Source organism: Tersicoccus sp. Bi-70, assembly GCF_001968825.1.
In the GTDB taxonomy this organism is placed as follows: Bacteria; Actinomycetota; Actinomycetes; order Actinomycetales; family Micrococcaceae; genus Tersicoccus.
This window is the reverse complement of record NZ_MIEU01000012.1, coordinates 148,500-162,485: the sequence shown is the minus strand read 5'-3', so window position 1 is coordinate 162,485 and position 13,986 is coordinate 148,500. Positions and strand designations below refer to the sequence as shown.

Here is a 13,986-nt window from a genome sequence, read left to right as displayed (position 1 = left end):
TCCGATCCGCACCCGTCAGCACGCCGGACACTGTCGTCCGGCCGGGTGCGTGTGCACGCCCGCGACCACGGTCGCCGGTGTGATGGAGAGACTTACGGCACTCACTCGTACCCGAAAGGCCCTCCATGCCACAGCTTCCCGTGGCGTTCGAGGTCGGCACCTTCGTCGTCCTGATCGCCGTCCTGCTCTTCGATCTGCTCTACGTCTACCGGCGTCCACACATTCCTTCGATGAAGGAGGCCGGCCTGTGGGTCGGCTTCTACGTCGGGCTCGCGCTCGTCTTCGCCGTGGTGATGCTCCTCGTCGCCGACGCCGAGCACGCCGGCCAGTTCGTGGCCGGCTGGGTCACCGAGTACAGCCTGAGCATCGACAACCTCTTCGTCTTCATCATCATCATGGCCCGCTTCCGGGTGCCCCGGAAGTATCAGCAGGAGACGCTGATGGTGGGCATCATCATCGCGCTCGTGCTGCGCGGCATCTTCATCGCCCTCGGCGCGGCGATCATCGACACGTTCAGCTGGGTCTTCTACCTCTTCGGGGTGTTCCTGCTGTACACGGCGTGGAAGCAGGCCCGCGACTCCGGTGAGCAGGAGTCCGAGGGCGGGGACAACCCGCTGATCTCGCGGCTGCGCAAGGTGGTGCCCGTGACCGAGGAGTTCGACGGGAACAAGCTGCGCACCGTTCAGGGCGGCAAGCGGCTGTGGACGCCGATGATCCTCGTCTTCGTCACCCTCGGCGTCACCGACCTGATGTTCGCGGTCGACTCCATCCCGGCGATCTTCGGCCTGACCACGAGCCCGTTCATCGTCTTCACCGCCAACATCCTGGCGCTGATGGGCCTGCGGCAGCTCTACTTCCTGCTCGGCGGCCTGATGGAGCGGCTGATCTACCTCAAGCACGCGCTCTCGATCATCCTCGCGTTCATCGGCGTGAAGCTGATCCTGCACGCGATGCACGAGAACGAGGTCGCCTTCATCAACGGCGGCCACCCGATGGAGTGGGCCCCGGAGATCCCGACCATGATCTCGCTCGTCGTGATCGTCGGCGTCATCGTGGTCGCCACGGTGGCGAGTCTGCTCAGCCCCAAGGCGAAGGCCCTGCAGGCGGTCGCGGAGCTGAAGACGGCGATCGAGACCTACCGCGGGCTCGGCGAGGACACGGCCGTCGAGCACCGGCAGGACGCCTACCACCGCGTGGTCACCGCCCGCGATCGTGCCGTCGAGGCGGCGAACAACACGCGGGCCGACGCGGCCGACCTCGACCCGGACGAGGAGGTCCGTCAGCAGTTCCGCGAGGCGGAAGACCTGCACCAGCGGCGTCTCTCCGACGGCGGCCGCTGACCACCGGCCGGCGACCTGCCGGCGTCGCACCCGCGGTGCTCCCGACGTGCTGATGACGCCCGGGCGGGCGGCGGGGGAGCGGGCGGGGTGGCGCGGCGGGCTACCCTGCCGTCATGAGTACGACGCCTCCCGCCGGTGACCCCGTCGCCGGCACCCCCGCAGACCTGGCGGGCACGGACCCGGCCGGCACGGGCCCGACGGCCCCGACCGACCGCGAGGGGCGCTCGGACCCCGCGGCCCGCGACCGCACGATCGCGGGTGAAGCGGGCCCGGCGGATCGCGGACGGTCGTCCCTGCAGCGGCGCACCGTCGGGGTGCTCGCCGTCGCCCAGGTGTTCAGCGGGCTTGGCAACGGGTCGACGCTCGCGCTCGGCTCGATCCTCGCGGTCCGGCTCTCCGGCTCGGAGGCATGGGCAGGAGCGACGACGACGGCGCTCACCCTCGCCGCCGCCGTCGTGGCCGTGCCCCTCTCGGCGCTGGCCGTGCGCCGCGGCCGGCGGATCGCCCTCGTCACCGGCCTGGCCGGGGCGATGGCGGGCTGTGCCGTCATCGTCCTCGCCGTCGTGACCGGGCTCTTCGCCCTCCTGCTGGCCGGCGCCGCGCTCGTCGGTCTCGCGACCGCCGTCAACCTCCAGTCCCGGTTCGCCGCCGTCGACCTGGCGAGCGACGCGCGCCGCGGCCGTGACCTGTCGATCGTCGTCTGGTCGATCACCGTGGGCGCCGTGGCCGGCCCGAACCTGGTGCGGCCGGGCGCCGTGCTCGGCCGTGCTCTCGGCCTGCCGGAGATCGCCGGCCCGTTCGTCATCTCGCTGGCGGGCATGGCCGTCGGCGCCCTCATCCTGCTGATCGCGCTGCGCCCCGACCCGCTCCTGACCGCCCGCGCCGCCGCGGTCGACCGGGTCACGGGCCCGGCACCCCGCGGCCGCGCCGCCCTCCGGCACGGGTGGGCGGCGATCCGCCGGGAGCCGCGCGCCCTGGCCGCGCTGCTCGGGGTGCTCGCGGCGCACGGCGCCATGGTCGCCGTCATGTCGATGACCCCGCTGCACCTGCAGCACCTCAACGCCGCCCCGCCGGCCGACGCCGCGGCGCACCTGCACGAGCCGGACCTGCTCGCCCTGATCGGCCTCACCATCTCGCTGCACATCCTCGGCATGTACGCGTTCTCGCCGGTGATGGGCTGGTGCACGGACCGGTGGGGCCGGACCACCACCCTGCTCGCGGGGCAGGGTGTCCTCGTCGTGGCCGTCGTCCTCGCCGGCCTCGGCCAGGCCCAGGTCCCGGTCGTGACCGTCGGCCTGCTGCTGCTGGGCCTGGGGTGGTCGGCGTCCACGGTCGCAGGCTCGACGCTGCTCGCCGAGAGCGTGGACCCGGGCTCCCGGGTGCTCGCCCAGGGCGTTTCGGACACCCTGATGGGCGCCTTCGGGGCGGTCGGCAGCGCCGTCGCCGGCGCCCTGCTCGCGGGCGTGGGTTACCTCGGGCTGAACCTGACCGCCGTGGTGCTGCTCGGTGTCGCGATCGTGGCCGTGCTCCGGCTCGCCCGCACCGGAGCAGACCGGCCCGCCACCGCCCGCTGAGAGGGACGGCCGGCGGGCTCTGCTAGGCTCGAGATCGACGTAGGGGAGTATCCTTTCGCGCTGCGGACGTCAGCACGCCGGGCAACCGGCCGGACGCAGCGACCAGCCACAGAGCCCCGGATCCGCGGATCCGGCCGTGCCGTGGGCGGTGGAGAGACTTGCGGCACCGTTCCGGTGGCACCTCGGTGTGCTCCGGGGCGGGTTGTCCCGTCCCCGTTCCCCGAGAGGGAGTGTCATGGAAGTCTCGCCCGTCGTCTGGATCGTGACCATCGTCGTCATCCTGGGCATGCTCGCCTTCGACTATGTGTTCCACGTCCGCAAGGCCCACGAACCCACCCTGCGCGAAGCGGCGATCTGGTCGTCGATCTACGTGGGCATCGCCCTGATCTTCGGCCTGTTCGTGCTGATCCAGTGGGGCGGCGGCTACGCCGGCGAGTACTACGCCGGGTACATCACCGAGAAGGCGCTCTCGGTCGACAACCTCTTCGTGTTCCTGATCATCATCGGCTCGTTCAAGGTGCCGCGCGAGGACCAGCAGAAGGTGCTGCTGTTCGGCATCACGTTCGCCCTGATCGCCCGCACCGCCCTCATCTTCGTCGGCGCCGGCCTGATCAACCAGTTCGCCTGGGTCTTCTACCTGTTCGGCCTGATCCTGCTGCTGACGGCCGGCTCGCTGATCAAGGGCGAGGTGTCCGGGGGGCACAAGGACGAGGGGGACAACGTCGTCACCCGCCTGGCGAAGCGCTTCATGCACACCACCGACTACTACGACGGCGACAAGCTGTTCACGTGGGCGAACGGCAAGCGCATGATGACGCCGATGCTGCTCGTCATGGTGGCCATCGGCGGCACCGACATCCTCTTCGCCCTCGACTCGATCCCCGCGATCTTCGGCCTGACCCAGCAGACCTACCTGGTGTTCACCGCCGTCGCGTTCTCCCTGCTCGGCCTGCGCCAGCTGTACTTCCTCATCGACGGGCTGCTGGACCGGCTCATCTACCTCTCCTGGGGCCTGGCACTGATCCTCGCGTTCATCGGCGTCAAGCTCGTGCTGCACGCCCTGCACGAGAACAACCTGCCGTTCATCAACGACGGCGAGCACGTCAAGGTCGTCGAGGTCAGCACCGGGCTCTCCCTCACGGTCATCGTCGGCGTGCTGGTCATCACCGTGCTCGCGTCGCTGTACAGCCCGAAGGGCCGGGCTCTGCGCATCATCAGCGGTGCGCAGACGGCCGCCCAGCAGTACGTCGAGCTGCCGCAGGACACCCCGGCCGCCGAGCGCGAGAAGCTGGCCGCGAAGGGGGCTCGGCTGCGGGAGAAGATGGCGTCCATCTCGCCGCGGTACCGGGATGAGCTCGTCACGTCCGAGGAGCACTTCCACGACCTGCTCGACCGCGCCCGCGGCAGGCACCACGAGTTCCAGCGCACCGGGACCGCCCCGGCACCGGAGGCGGCGGCGCCGGGCGAGGCCGACGCGGTGAGCAGGCCGGAGCACGGCTGACCCAGCCCGTTCGTCGACGGGTGGACCATCCAGGCCGAATCCGGCCCCGACGGACCACCCATCGACGAGCCGGCGGACGGCGACGAGCCGGCGGGTCAGCCGCCGAGGCGGCCCGCGTCCGTGACCGTGACGACAGCCGCCCCGGCCTCGTCGGAGGCGGCCAGGTCCACGTCGGCGCTGATGCCCCAGTCGTGGTGGCCGGCGGGATCGTCGAAGATCTGCCGGACCCGCCACCGGCCCGGGGCCTGGTCGATGAGCAGCAGCTGGGGGCCGCGGGCCTGCGGCCCGGTGCCCAGCTGCTCGTGCTCGTCGAAGTAGTCGTCCATGACGGCACCCCAGCGGTCCGCGTCCCAGCCGGCCTCGCCGTCCAGCTCACCGAGCTCCTCCTCGCGCTCCGCGGCGAACAGCTCCACCCGGCGGAACAGCGCGTTGCGGACCATCACCCGGAACGCGCGGGCGTTCGCGGTCACCGGGGTGGCCGGCTGCGCGACCTCGACGCCGGGCCGCTCGTGCTCCCGCACGGCCTCGTCGACGTGCTCGGGGTCGAGCAGCTGCTCCCACTCGTCGAGCAGGGAGGAATCGACCTGCCGGACGAGCTCGCCGAGCCAGGCCGCCAGGTCGCCGAGATCCTCGCGCCGCGCCTCGGCGGGGATGGTCTGGCGCAGGGCGCGGAACGCGTCGGCGAGGTAGCGCAGCAGCACGCCCTCACTGCGGGCCAGGCCGTAGTACGCCGTGAACTCGGTGAAACCCATCGCCCGCTCGTACATGTCGCGGACGATCGACTTGGGGGTGAGGGCGAAGTCGTTGAGCCACGGGGCGCCACGGCGGTACGTCTCGAAGGCGTCCTCGAGCAGCTCGGCGAGCGGCTGCGGGTGGGCGATGGTCTCCAGCCGGGCCATCCGCACCTCGTACTCCACCCCGTCGGCCTTCATCGCCGCGACCGCCTCGGTGCGGGCCCGGTTCGCCTGGGCGGCGACCACCTGCCGCGGCGGCTCCAGCGTCGCCTCGATCACGGACACGGCGTCGAGCGCGTAGGCCGGTTCGTCGGGGTCGAGGATCGACAGGGCCGCGAGGGCGAACCCGGACAGCGGCTGGTTCAGCGCGAAGTCCGGCTGCAGGTCGACCTGCAGGGCCAGCACGCGCCCGCCGGGTGACGGGTCGGGGACCCGTTCGACGACGCCGCCGGCGAGCAGTTCCCGCAGGATGCCGAGCGCGCGGCGCAGCAGCACGAGCTGGCGCTGCCGGGGCTCGTGGCTCTCCTCGATCAGCCGGCGCATCGCGGTGACCTGGTCCTCGTCCCGCTCGAGCACGTTCAGGGCCATCGCGTGGGAGACGGTGAAGCTGGAGACGAGCGGCTCGGGCGGGGCCTCGACCAGCCGGCGGAACGTCGGCTCGCCCCACGAGACGAAGCCGGTGGGCGGCTTCCTCCGGTTCATCTGCCGCAGCTTCTTCGCGTCGTCGCCGAACTTGTCCCGCGCCTTCTGCAGCGCCTTCTCGTTCTCGATCACGTGCTCGGGGGCCTGCACGATGACGGTGCCCGCGGTGTCGTACCCGGCGCGGCCGGCCCGCCCGGCGATCTGGTGGAACTCGCGGGCGGTGAGCACCCGGGTGCGGGTGCCGTCGTACTTGCTCAGCGCCGTGATCAGCACCGTGCGGATCGGCACGTTGATGCCGACGCCGAGGGTGTCGGTGCCGCAGATGACCGTCAGCAGCCCCGCCTGCGCGAGCTGTTCGACGAGGCGGCGGTACTTCGGCAGCATGCCCGCGTGGTGCACGCCCACTCCGTGCCGCAGCAGCCGGGACAGGGTGCGGCCGAACCCGGCGGCGAAGCGGAATCCGGCGATGGCCTCGGCGATCGCGTCCCGGGCGTCCCGGTTCGCGGGGTTGAGGCTGATCAGGGCCTGCGCGCGCTCGACGGCGTCGGCCTGGCTGAAGTGCACGATGTACACGGGCGCCCGGTGGGTGGTGAGCAGTTCCTCGACCGTCTCGTGCACCGGCGTCATCGCGTACTCGAAGGACAGCGGGACCGGCCGCTCGGCGTTGGCGATCACCGCGGTGGGCTTGCCGTTCAGTTCCGTCAGTCCGTCAGCGAAGCGGGTGACGTCGCCGAGCGTCGCGGACATCAGCAGGAACCGGCTCTGCGGCGCCTCGAGCAGCGGCACCTGCCACGCCCAGCCGCGCTGCGGGTCCGCGTAGAAGTGGAACTCGTCCATGATCACGGTCTCGACGTCGGCGTGCCGGCCCGCCCGCAGCACGAGGTTGGCGAGGATCTCCGCGGTGCAGCACACGATCGGGGCGTCGGGATTGACGGCCGAGTCGCCGGTGACCATGCCGACGTTGCGGGGGCCGAACACGGCGCACAGGTCGAAGAACTTCTCCGAGACGAGGGCCTTGATCGGCGCGGTGTAGTAGCTGCGCCGGCCCCGCATCATGGCGTCGAAGTGGGCCGCGACGGCGACGAGGGACTTCCCGCTGCCGGTGGGGGTGGCGAGGATGACATGGGAGCCGGAGACGAGCTCGAGGACGGCTTCGTCCTGCGCCGGGTACAGCTCGATGCCGCGGCCGCTGCACCAGCCCGTGAACGCGTCGTACACCTGCTCGGGGGACGGCACGTCGGCGGCCGGCTGGTCGGCCTGACCGATCGGTCGGAGCGGGGCGGGGGTGAGCCCGTGGGCGGCGGCGTACTCGGTCAACAGCATGGTGGTGCCAGCCTATCGGCCGGGCCGTCGGGCCCCGGCCGACGGGCCGGCCCAGCCGGGCTGTGAAGGAATCAGCCGGCGGGGGCGGCCGTCGAGCCGCGCACGACGAGCCGGGTGCCCAGCTGCACGGGCGCCGAGGTGGCCGCCTCCCCACGCACTCCCGCGAGCGCGGCGCGCACGGCGACGTGGCCCATCTCGGCGAGGGGCTGGTTGACGGTGGTGAGCGGGGGAGAGGCGCTGGACGCAGCGTAGGAGTCGTCGAATCCGATCACGGAGAGGTCCTCGGGGACGCGGCGACCCGTGCGGCGGGCCGCCTCGAGCACGCCGAGGGCGACGGCGTCGGACGCGGCGAACACCGCGGTGGGCGGCTCGGGCGCGGCCAGCAGATCCGTGGCCGCCAGCCCGTCCTCGAACCGGAACGCGCCGGGCACGACGAGCCGCTCGTCGACCGGCAGGCCGGCCGCCGCGAGCGCGGCGATGTAGCCGGCGCGGCGCTCCTCGCCGGGCGTCGAGGAGACCGGGGCGCCGAGGAAGGCGATCCGGCGGTGTCCGAGACCGATCAGGTGCTCGGTCGCCTGCATGCCGCCGCGCCAGTTGGTGGCACCGACGGACAGGACGCCGGCGGGCATCGACGTGGAGGGATCCATGACCACCAGCGGAGTGCCGAGGCGGTGGGCGGCACGGGCGTGCGCGTCGTCGGCCGGGGTCGTGATCAGCAGGAAGGCATCGGCACCGTGAGCGTGCCCGTACTCCATCCACTCCGGGGTGGCCGGCCGGGGCCCCGGACCGCGGGCGTCTCCCCAGCGGGCGATCACGGCGACGGCACCGAGCGCGTGCACCTCGGCGAGCAGCCCGTCGAGCACCGTCGCGGCGTAGTGGTTGGCGAGCGTGTCGAAGGCGACCCACACCGTCGGCGGGCCCTCGGGCCGGACCCGCTCCGTGGCGACGTACCCCAGCTCCTGCGCGGCGGCGCGGACCCGCGCCGCGGTCTGCGTCGAGATGCCGTGCCGGCTGTTGAACACCTTCGACGCCGTGCCCTTCGACACCCCCGCGACTCGTGCCACGTCCCCGAGACCCACCCGTTCCATGGGGACACGGTAGGACACCGCGAAACGTTTCGTCCATTCCGCCGCACCTGCCCAATTTGTTGTTCCGCAGAAAAAAGTGGTCCGCAGCCTCTTGTCGGGCGGCAGTGGACTGCTCTAGCGTGTGATGTGACGGAAACAACAGCGCAACGTTGCGCAGAAAAGAGGGTGGCCATGCGAGCACTACGGACGGGCATGGTGGCGGTCGCGGTCGCCTCGGCGCTGACGCTCACCGCCTGCGGCGGGGGAGCGAAGCCCGGTGGGGCGGACGGCGCGGCCGGCGGCTCGGGATTCTCCGCCTGGGCGCTGACCGGCGGAGCCGAGCAGGCGTTCCACGACTCGTTCGACGAGTGGAACGGCGCCCACGGTGACACGAAGATCTCCTCGGAGTTCTTCGCCAACGACGCGTACAAGGAGAAGATCCGCACCGCGGTCGGCTCCGGCAACGCCCCGACCCTGATCTACAACTGGACCGGCGGCACGCTCAAGGAGTACGTGCAGAACAAGAAGGTCGTCGATCTGACCGACTCGACGAAGGACCTCCAGTCCCGGCTGCTGCCCTCGGTGCTCGAGTCCGGCAAGGTCGACGGCAAGGTGTACGCGGTCCCCAACAACAACGCCCAGCCGGTGGTGCTGTTCTCGAACAAGGACCTGATGGACAAGGCCGGCGTGACCAAGGCGCCGGCCACGTTCGACGAGCTGCTCGACGCCGTCGCCAAGCTCAAGGCGGCCGGCGTGAAGACGCCGATCGCCCTGGCCGGTCAGAGCGTGTGGCCCGAACTGATGTGGATCGAGTACCTCGCGGACCGCGTGGGCGGCCCGGAGCTGTTCGCGAAGATCAAGGCCGGCGACTCGTCCGCGTGGAGCGACCCGGCGATGCTCAAGGCGCTCGACATGATCTCCCAGCTGGTCAAGGCGGGCGCGTTCGGTGACCGCTACGGCTCGGTCACCGCCGACTCGGGGGCCGACGTCGCCCTCATCCACCAGAACCAGGCGGGCATGCTGCTGCAGGGCGCGTGGGTCTACGCCAGCTTCCTGACCGACGCCCCGGACTTCGTCAAGAACGGCAAGCTCGGCTACGCGACCTTCCCGTCCGTGGCCGGCGGCAAGGGCGACGCGAAGAACATCGTCGGCAACCCGGCCAACTTCTGGTCGATCTCCGCGACGGCGTCCGACGCCCAGAAGAAGGCGGCGACGCAGTACCTGAACGAGGGGCTGTTCGACGACACCTACGTCAAGTCGCTGATCGACGGCGGCAACGTGCCCGTCACGAAGGACGCCGAGAGCAAGCTGGCCGCCTCGGACCAGAAGGACTTCCTGACCTTCGCCTACGGCATGGTCAAGAACGCGCCCAACTTCGAGCTCTCCTGGGACCAGGCACTCACGTCGGGCCAGTCCCAGACGCTGCTGACGAACCTCGGCAAGCTGTTCCTGGGCCAGGCGACGCCGCAGCAGTTCGCGGACGCCATGAAGGCGGCCAAGTGAGTCCAGCACGACGAGCCGGTGCGCGTGAGCGTGCGCGCACCGGCCCCTCGGCCTGGCTGGCGGCGCCGGCGCTCGCGTTCTTCGCCGTCTTCGCGCTGATCCCGCTGGTCGGGGTGGTGGTCCTGTCCTTCATGTCGTGGGACGGCCTCGGCACGCCGGCCTGGATCGGCCCCGACAACTGGGGCAGGATCCTCACCGATCCGACCACGCAGCGCGCGTTCGGCCTCACGCTCGTGCTGACGGCGGCCAGCTGGCTCGTCCAGTTCCCGGTGAGCCTGCTGCTCGGCGTCTTCATGGCCGGCCAGCAGCGGTACCGGGCGGTGCTCTCGGTGCTGTACTTCCTGCCGCTGCTCTTCTCCGCGGCCGCGATCGGCATCGCTTACAAGGCGCTGCTCGACCCGAACTTCGGGCTGGGCCGGGCCTTCGGCGCCGACTGGCTGAACCAGGACTGGCTGGGCAACCCCTCCCTGGCGATGCCGACCCTGCTCTTCGTCGTCTCCTGGTCCTTCATCCCGTTCCACTCGCTGCTCTACCAGGGCGCCGTCCGGCAGATCCCCGTGCAGATGTACGAGGCGGCGCGGATCGACGGGGCCGGACGGGTCGCGTCGTTCCTCCACATCACGCTGCCGCAGGTGCGGAACACGATCATCACCTCATCCACCTTGATGATCGTCGGCTCCCTGACCTACTTCGACCTGATCTTCGTCATGACGGGCGGGGGACCGGGCGACGCGACGCGGATCCTGCCGCTGGACATGTACCTGCGCGGCTTCCGGTCCTACGACATGGGCGGCGCGAGCGTCGTCGGCGTCCTGCTCGTCGTCGTCGGCCTGACCGTCTCCCTGGCGCTCAACCGGCTCGGCGGCGGCGCCAACGCGGCCAGCCGCCTGGAAGGAGCCTGACATGGCCATCGCCCTGCGCGAACGCAAGGCCTCCGGTCTCTCCCTCGGCCTGGGCGGCCGGAAGGCACCGAACCTCATCGGCGGGCTGCTGGGCTGGCTCTGGCTCGCGATCACCATCCTGCCGATCTACTACATCGTGGTGACGAGCCTGCGCCCGCGGGCCGAGTACTTCTCGGCGAACCCGCTCTCGGTGCCGTCCGCACCGACGCTGACGGCCTACGGTCAGGTGCTCAAGGCCGACTTCGCCACCTATTTCGTCAACTCGGTGATCGTCACCGGGGTGAGCGTGGCCGTCGCCGTGTTCGTCTGCCTGCTGGCGGCCTACGTGATCGTGCGCAACCCGTCCCGGTTCTCCCGGCGGTTCTTCGATGCGCTGCTCCTCGGCATCGCCATCCCGCTGCAGGGCGTGATCATCCCCGTCTACTACCTGATCGTGCAGCTCGGCCTGTACGACACCCTGTGGGCGCTGATCCTGCCGTCGATCGCCTTCGCCATCCCGATCACCGTGCTCATCCTCGTGAACTTCCTCCGCGACGTGCCGAGCGAGCTGTTCGAGTCGATGACGGTCGACGGCGCGAGCCCGTGGCGGATGCTGTGGTCGCTCGCCGTGCCGCTCGCCCGCCCGGCGATCATCACCGTCGCCATCTACGACGCCCTGAACGTGTGGAACGGCTTCCTGTTCCCGCTGATCCTCACGCAGAGTGCGAGCCAGCGGGTACTGCCGCTGTCGCTGTGGTCCTTCCAGGGCGCCTTCACCGTCAACGTGCCCGCCGTCCTGGCCGCCGTCGTGCTCTCGGTGCTGCCGCTGCTGGCCGCGTACGCCGTCGGGCGCCGGCAGCTCGTCTCGGGCCTGACCGCCGGCTTCTCCAAGTAATCCTGTCTGCCTTCCTGGCCACCGACTCTTCTTCACCGCACCGGTCTCCGGTGCCCGTCCCCTGGAGCACCATGCACATCCGGAACGACATGCACCCCCAGAACGACCTGCACCTCTGGAACGACCCGCAGCAGCCCACCGAGTCCCGGGTCCAGGCTCTGCTCGCCGAGCTGTCCCTCGCCGAGAAGATCGGCCAGCTCGGCAGCTTCTGGCCCACCCCGCGGCAGGCCGGCCAGATCGCCGGTGACGTCGCCCCCATGGAGAGCGGGCTGAGCGCGGGCGTCACCTGGGACGACGCGACCCGGGACGGCCTCGGGCACCTGACCCGCAACTGGGGGACGGAGCCGGTGAGCGTCGCCGACGGCCTCGCGCACCTGCGGGACTACCAGCGCCAGGTGATCGAGCGCTCCCGGCTGGGGATCCCGGCGATCGCCCACGAGGAGTGCCTGACCGGTTTCACCGCCTACGGCGCGACCGTCTACCCGGCCGCCATCGCGTGGGGCGCGACCTTCGACCCGGACCTGATCGAACGGATGGCGCACGCGATCGGTGCCGACCTCGCCGCCGTCGGCGTCCACCAGGGCCTCTCCCCGCTGCTCGACGTCGTGCGCGACTACCGGTGGGGGCGGGTGGAGGAGACGACGGGGGAGGACCCGTACCTCGTCGGCACGCTCGGCGCCGCCTACGTGCGGGGCCTGCAGGAGGCGGGTGTGCACGCGACCCTCAAGCACTTCGCCGGCTACTCCGCCTCCCGTGCCGGCCGCAACCACGCGCCCGTGCCGATGGGGCCGCGCGAGTTCGAGGACGTGATGCTGTACCCCTTCGAGCTCGCGGTGCGGGAGGGCGGTGCCCGCTCGGTGATGAACTCCTACTCCGACATCGACGGGGTGCCCGCGGCGTCGAGCCGGGACCTGCTGACCGGGGTGCTGCGCGAGCGGTGGGGGTTCGACGGCGTCGTCGTCTCCGACTACTGGGCGGTCACCTTCCTCGAGACCATGCACCGCGTCGCGGGCGGGCCGGCCGAGGCCGCCGCCCTGGCGGTGAGCGCCGGCCTGGACGTGGAGCTGCCGAACACGGGCACCTACGCGCGGCTGGCCGAGGCCGTCGAGGCCGGGCTGCTCGACGAGGCCACGATCGACACCGCCGTGGCCCGCGTGCTGCGCCAGAAGATCGACCTCGGGCTCCTCGACCCCGGCTTCGACCCGGCGACCGTCGGCACCGAACGGGACCTGGACTCCGCGGCCAACCGGCAGCTGGCCCGGGAGGTCGCGGAGCGCAGCATCGTCCTGCTGGCCAACGACGGCGTCCTGCCCCTGGCCGACGGCACCTCCGTCGCCCTGATCGGCCCGTGCGCCGACGAGGCCCGCACGTTCATGGGCTGCTACTCGTTCCCCAACCACGTCCTCGGCCGCTACCCCGACCTGGGCCTCGGCATCCGGGTCGACTCGCTGCGCGACGCCCTGACCGAGCGGTTCGGCGACGCGGTGACCCACGCGCTCGGCGCCCCCGTGCTGGAGGCGGACCGGTCCGGCTTCGACGCCGCGGTGGCGCTCGCCTCGGCGGCCGACGTCGCGGTGCTCGCGGTCGGCGACCTCGCCGGCCTCTTCGGCCAGGGCACCTCCGGTGAGGGCTGCGACGCGGAGGACCTGCGCCTGCCCGGCGTGCAGGGGGAGCTCGTCGAGGCCGTCCTCGCCACCGGCACGCCCGTCGTGCTCGTGGTCGTCTCCGGCCGGCCGTACGCACTCGGCGACCACGCCGACCGCTGTGCGGCCGTCGTCCAGGCGTTCATGCCCGGGGAGGAGGGCGGTGCCGCACTCGCCGACGTGCTGACCGGCGTCGTCGACCCCTCGGGGCGTCTGCCCGTCGGCATCCCCGCCACCGTGGGCGGCCAGCCCGGCACCTACCTCGCGCCGCCGCTCGGCTGGTTCAGCGAGGGCGTCTCCAACCTGGACCCGCGGCCGCTGTACCCGTTCGGCTTCGGTCTCGGGTACGCGCAGCTGAGCCTCGGCGAGGCCGAACTGGACCGCACCGAGGTGCCGGTCGACGGCGAGCTGACCGTCTCGGTCCCCGTCACCAACACGGGCGAGCGGACGGCCACCGAGGTCGTCCAGGTGTACCTGCACGACGACGTCGCCGAGGTGACCCGGCCGATCATCGCGCTGATCGGCTACGCCAGGGTCACTCTGGAGCCGGGGGAGTCTGCGTGCGTCCGGTTCCGCGTGCACGCCGACCGCACGTCCTTCACCGGGACGGACCTGCGGCGCATCGTCGAGCCCGGCGCGATGAGCCTGCGGGTCGGCACCTCGAGCCGGGACATCGTCTCGGACCTGCCGTTCACCCTCACCGGTGAGCGGCGCGTGGTGGGCGAGGGCCGCGTGCTCACCACCCCGTGGACGCTGGAACGCCGGTGACGCGTCGCGAGCGGTGACCGCGCCGGCGTCGGCCGGACGGCGTCGTCCGGGCGGCGCAGGACTGTGGGCGATCGCGGCGCGTGAGATCGTGGATCGCAGGTGAGGGGCGAGGACA

9 protein-coding genes are annotated in these 13,986 nt (G+C 71.6%); 7 read left to right on the top strand and 2 right to left on the bottom strand.

Annotated elements, in window-relative coordinates; all coding sequences use genetic code 11:
* The first annotated feature begins 125 nt into the window (after nt 1-125).
* From BGP79_RS09895 to BGP79_RS09885, 3 genes are all read left to right on the top strand, one after another.
* Nucleotides 126-1,340 carry a TerC family protein gene (locus BGP79_RS09895; protein WP_083701774.1) on the top strand — a complete coding sequence of 405 codons (1,215 nt, stop codon included), beginning with the start codon at nt 126-128 and terminating at the stop codon, nt 1,338-1,340.
* Between the two features lie 113 nt (nt 1,341-1,453).
* On the top strand, nt 1,454-2,914 hold the full coding sequence (locus BGP79_RS09890) for an MFS transporter (protein WP_083701773.1): 1,461 nt from the start codon (nt 1,454-1,456) through the stop codon (nt 2,912-2,914).
* 235 nt (nt 2,915-3,149) lie between these two features.
* On the top strand, nt 3,150-4,415 hold the full coding sequence (locus BGP79_RS09885; RefSeq protein ID WP_076695041.1) for a TerC family protein: 1,266 nt from the start codon (nt 3,150-3,152) through the stop codon (nt 4,413-4,415).
* A gap of 95 nt (nt 4,416-4,510) precedes the next feature.
* On the opposite strand, the gene BGP79_RS09880 is transcribed toward BGP79_RS09885, so the two are convergent.
* Together BGP79_RS09880 and BGP79_RS09875 are read right to left on the bottom strand one after the other, a co-directional pair.
* On the bottom strand, nt 4,511-7,114 hold the full coding sequence (locus tag BGP79_RS09880) for an RNA helicase (RefSeq protein WP_083701772.1): 2,604 nt from the start codon (nt 7,112-7,114) through the stop codon (nt 4,511-4,513).
* Between the two features lie 71 nt (nt 7,115-7,185).
* On the bottom strand, nt 7,186-8,202 hold the full coding sequence (locus tag BGP79_RS09875) for a LacI family DNA-binding transcriptional regulator (RefSeq protein WP_076695039.1): 1,017 nt from the start codon (nt 8,200-8,202) through the stop codon (nt 7,186-7,188).
* A 171-nt stretch (nt 8,203-8,373) separates the two neighbouring features.
* Between BGP79_RS09875 and BGP79_RS09870 the strand changes: the two genes are divergently transcribed.
* From BGP79_RS09870 to BGP79_RS09855, 4 genes are all read left to right on the top strand, one after another.
* Nucleotides 8,374-9,684, top strand: a complete 1,311-nt coding sequence (locus BGP79_RS09870) for an extracellular solute-binding protein (protein WP_076695351.1) — start codon at nt 8,374-8,376, stop codon at nt 9,682-9,684.
* On the top strand, nt 9,681-10,586 hold the full coding sequence (locus tag BGP79_RS09865) for a carbohydrate ABC transporter permease (protein ID WP_076695038.1): 906 nt from the start codon (nt 9,681-9,683) through the stop codon (nt 10,584-10,586). Before BGP79_RS09870 ends, BGP79_RS09865 begins: the two co-directional genes overlap by 4 nt.
* Before the next feature lies 1 nt (nt 10,587).
* Nucleotides 10,588-11,460, top strand: coding sequence for a carbohydrate ABC transporter permease (locus BGP79_RS09860; protein WP_083701771.1), 873 nt, complete (start codon nt 10,588-10,590; stop codon nt 11,458-11,460).
* A gap of 71 nt (nt 11,461-11,531) precedes the next feature.
* Entirely contained in the window at nt 11,532-13,871 is a 2,340-nt protein-coding gene (locus BGP79_RS09855) for a glycoside hydrolase family 3 N-terminal domain-containing protein (protein WP_233121360.1), read from the top strand.
* Nucleotides 13,872-13,986: the final 115 nt, after the last annotated feature.

Bases quoted from the DNA above. Each gene is read 5' to 3' on its own strand.
- BGP79_RS09895 (WP_083701774.1), top strand. From the start codon at position 126: ATGCCACAGCTTCCCGTGGCGTTCGAGGTCGGCACCTTCGTCGTCCTG.
- BGP79_RS09890 (WP_083701773.1), top strand. From the start codon at position 1,454: ATGAGTACGACGCCTCCCGCCGGTGACCCCGTCGCCGGCACCCCCGCA.
- BGP79_RS09885 (WP_076695041.1), top strand. From the start codon at position 3,150: ATGGAAGTCTCGCCCGTCGTCTGGATCGTGACCATCGTCGTCATCCTG.
- BGP79_RS09880 (WP_083701772.1), bottom strand. From the start codon at position 7,114: ATGCTGTTGACCGAGTACGCCGCCGCCCACGGGCTCACCCCCGCCCCG.
- BGP79_RS09875 (WP_076695039.1), bottom strand. From the start codon at position 8,202: ATGGAACGGGTGGGTCTCGGGGACGTGGCACGAGTCGCGGGGGTGTCG.
- BGP79_RS09870 (WP_076695351.1), top strand. From the start codon at position 8,374: ATGCGAGCACTACGGACGGGCATGGTGGCGGTCGCGGTCGCCTCGGCG.
- BGP79_RS09860 (WP_083701771.1), top strand. From the start codon at position 10,588: ATGGCCATCGCCCTGCGCGAACGCAAGGCCTCCGGTCTCTCCCTCGGC.
- BGP79_RS09855 (WP_233121360.1), top strand. From the start codon at position 11,532: ATGCACATCCGGAACGACATGCACCCCCAGAACGACCTGCACCTCTGG.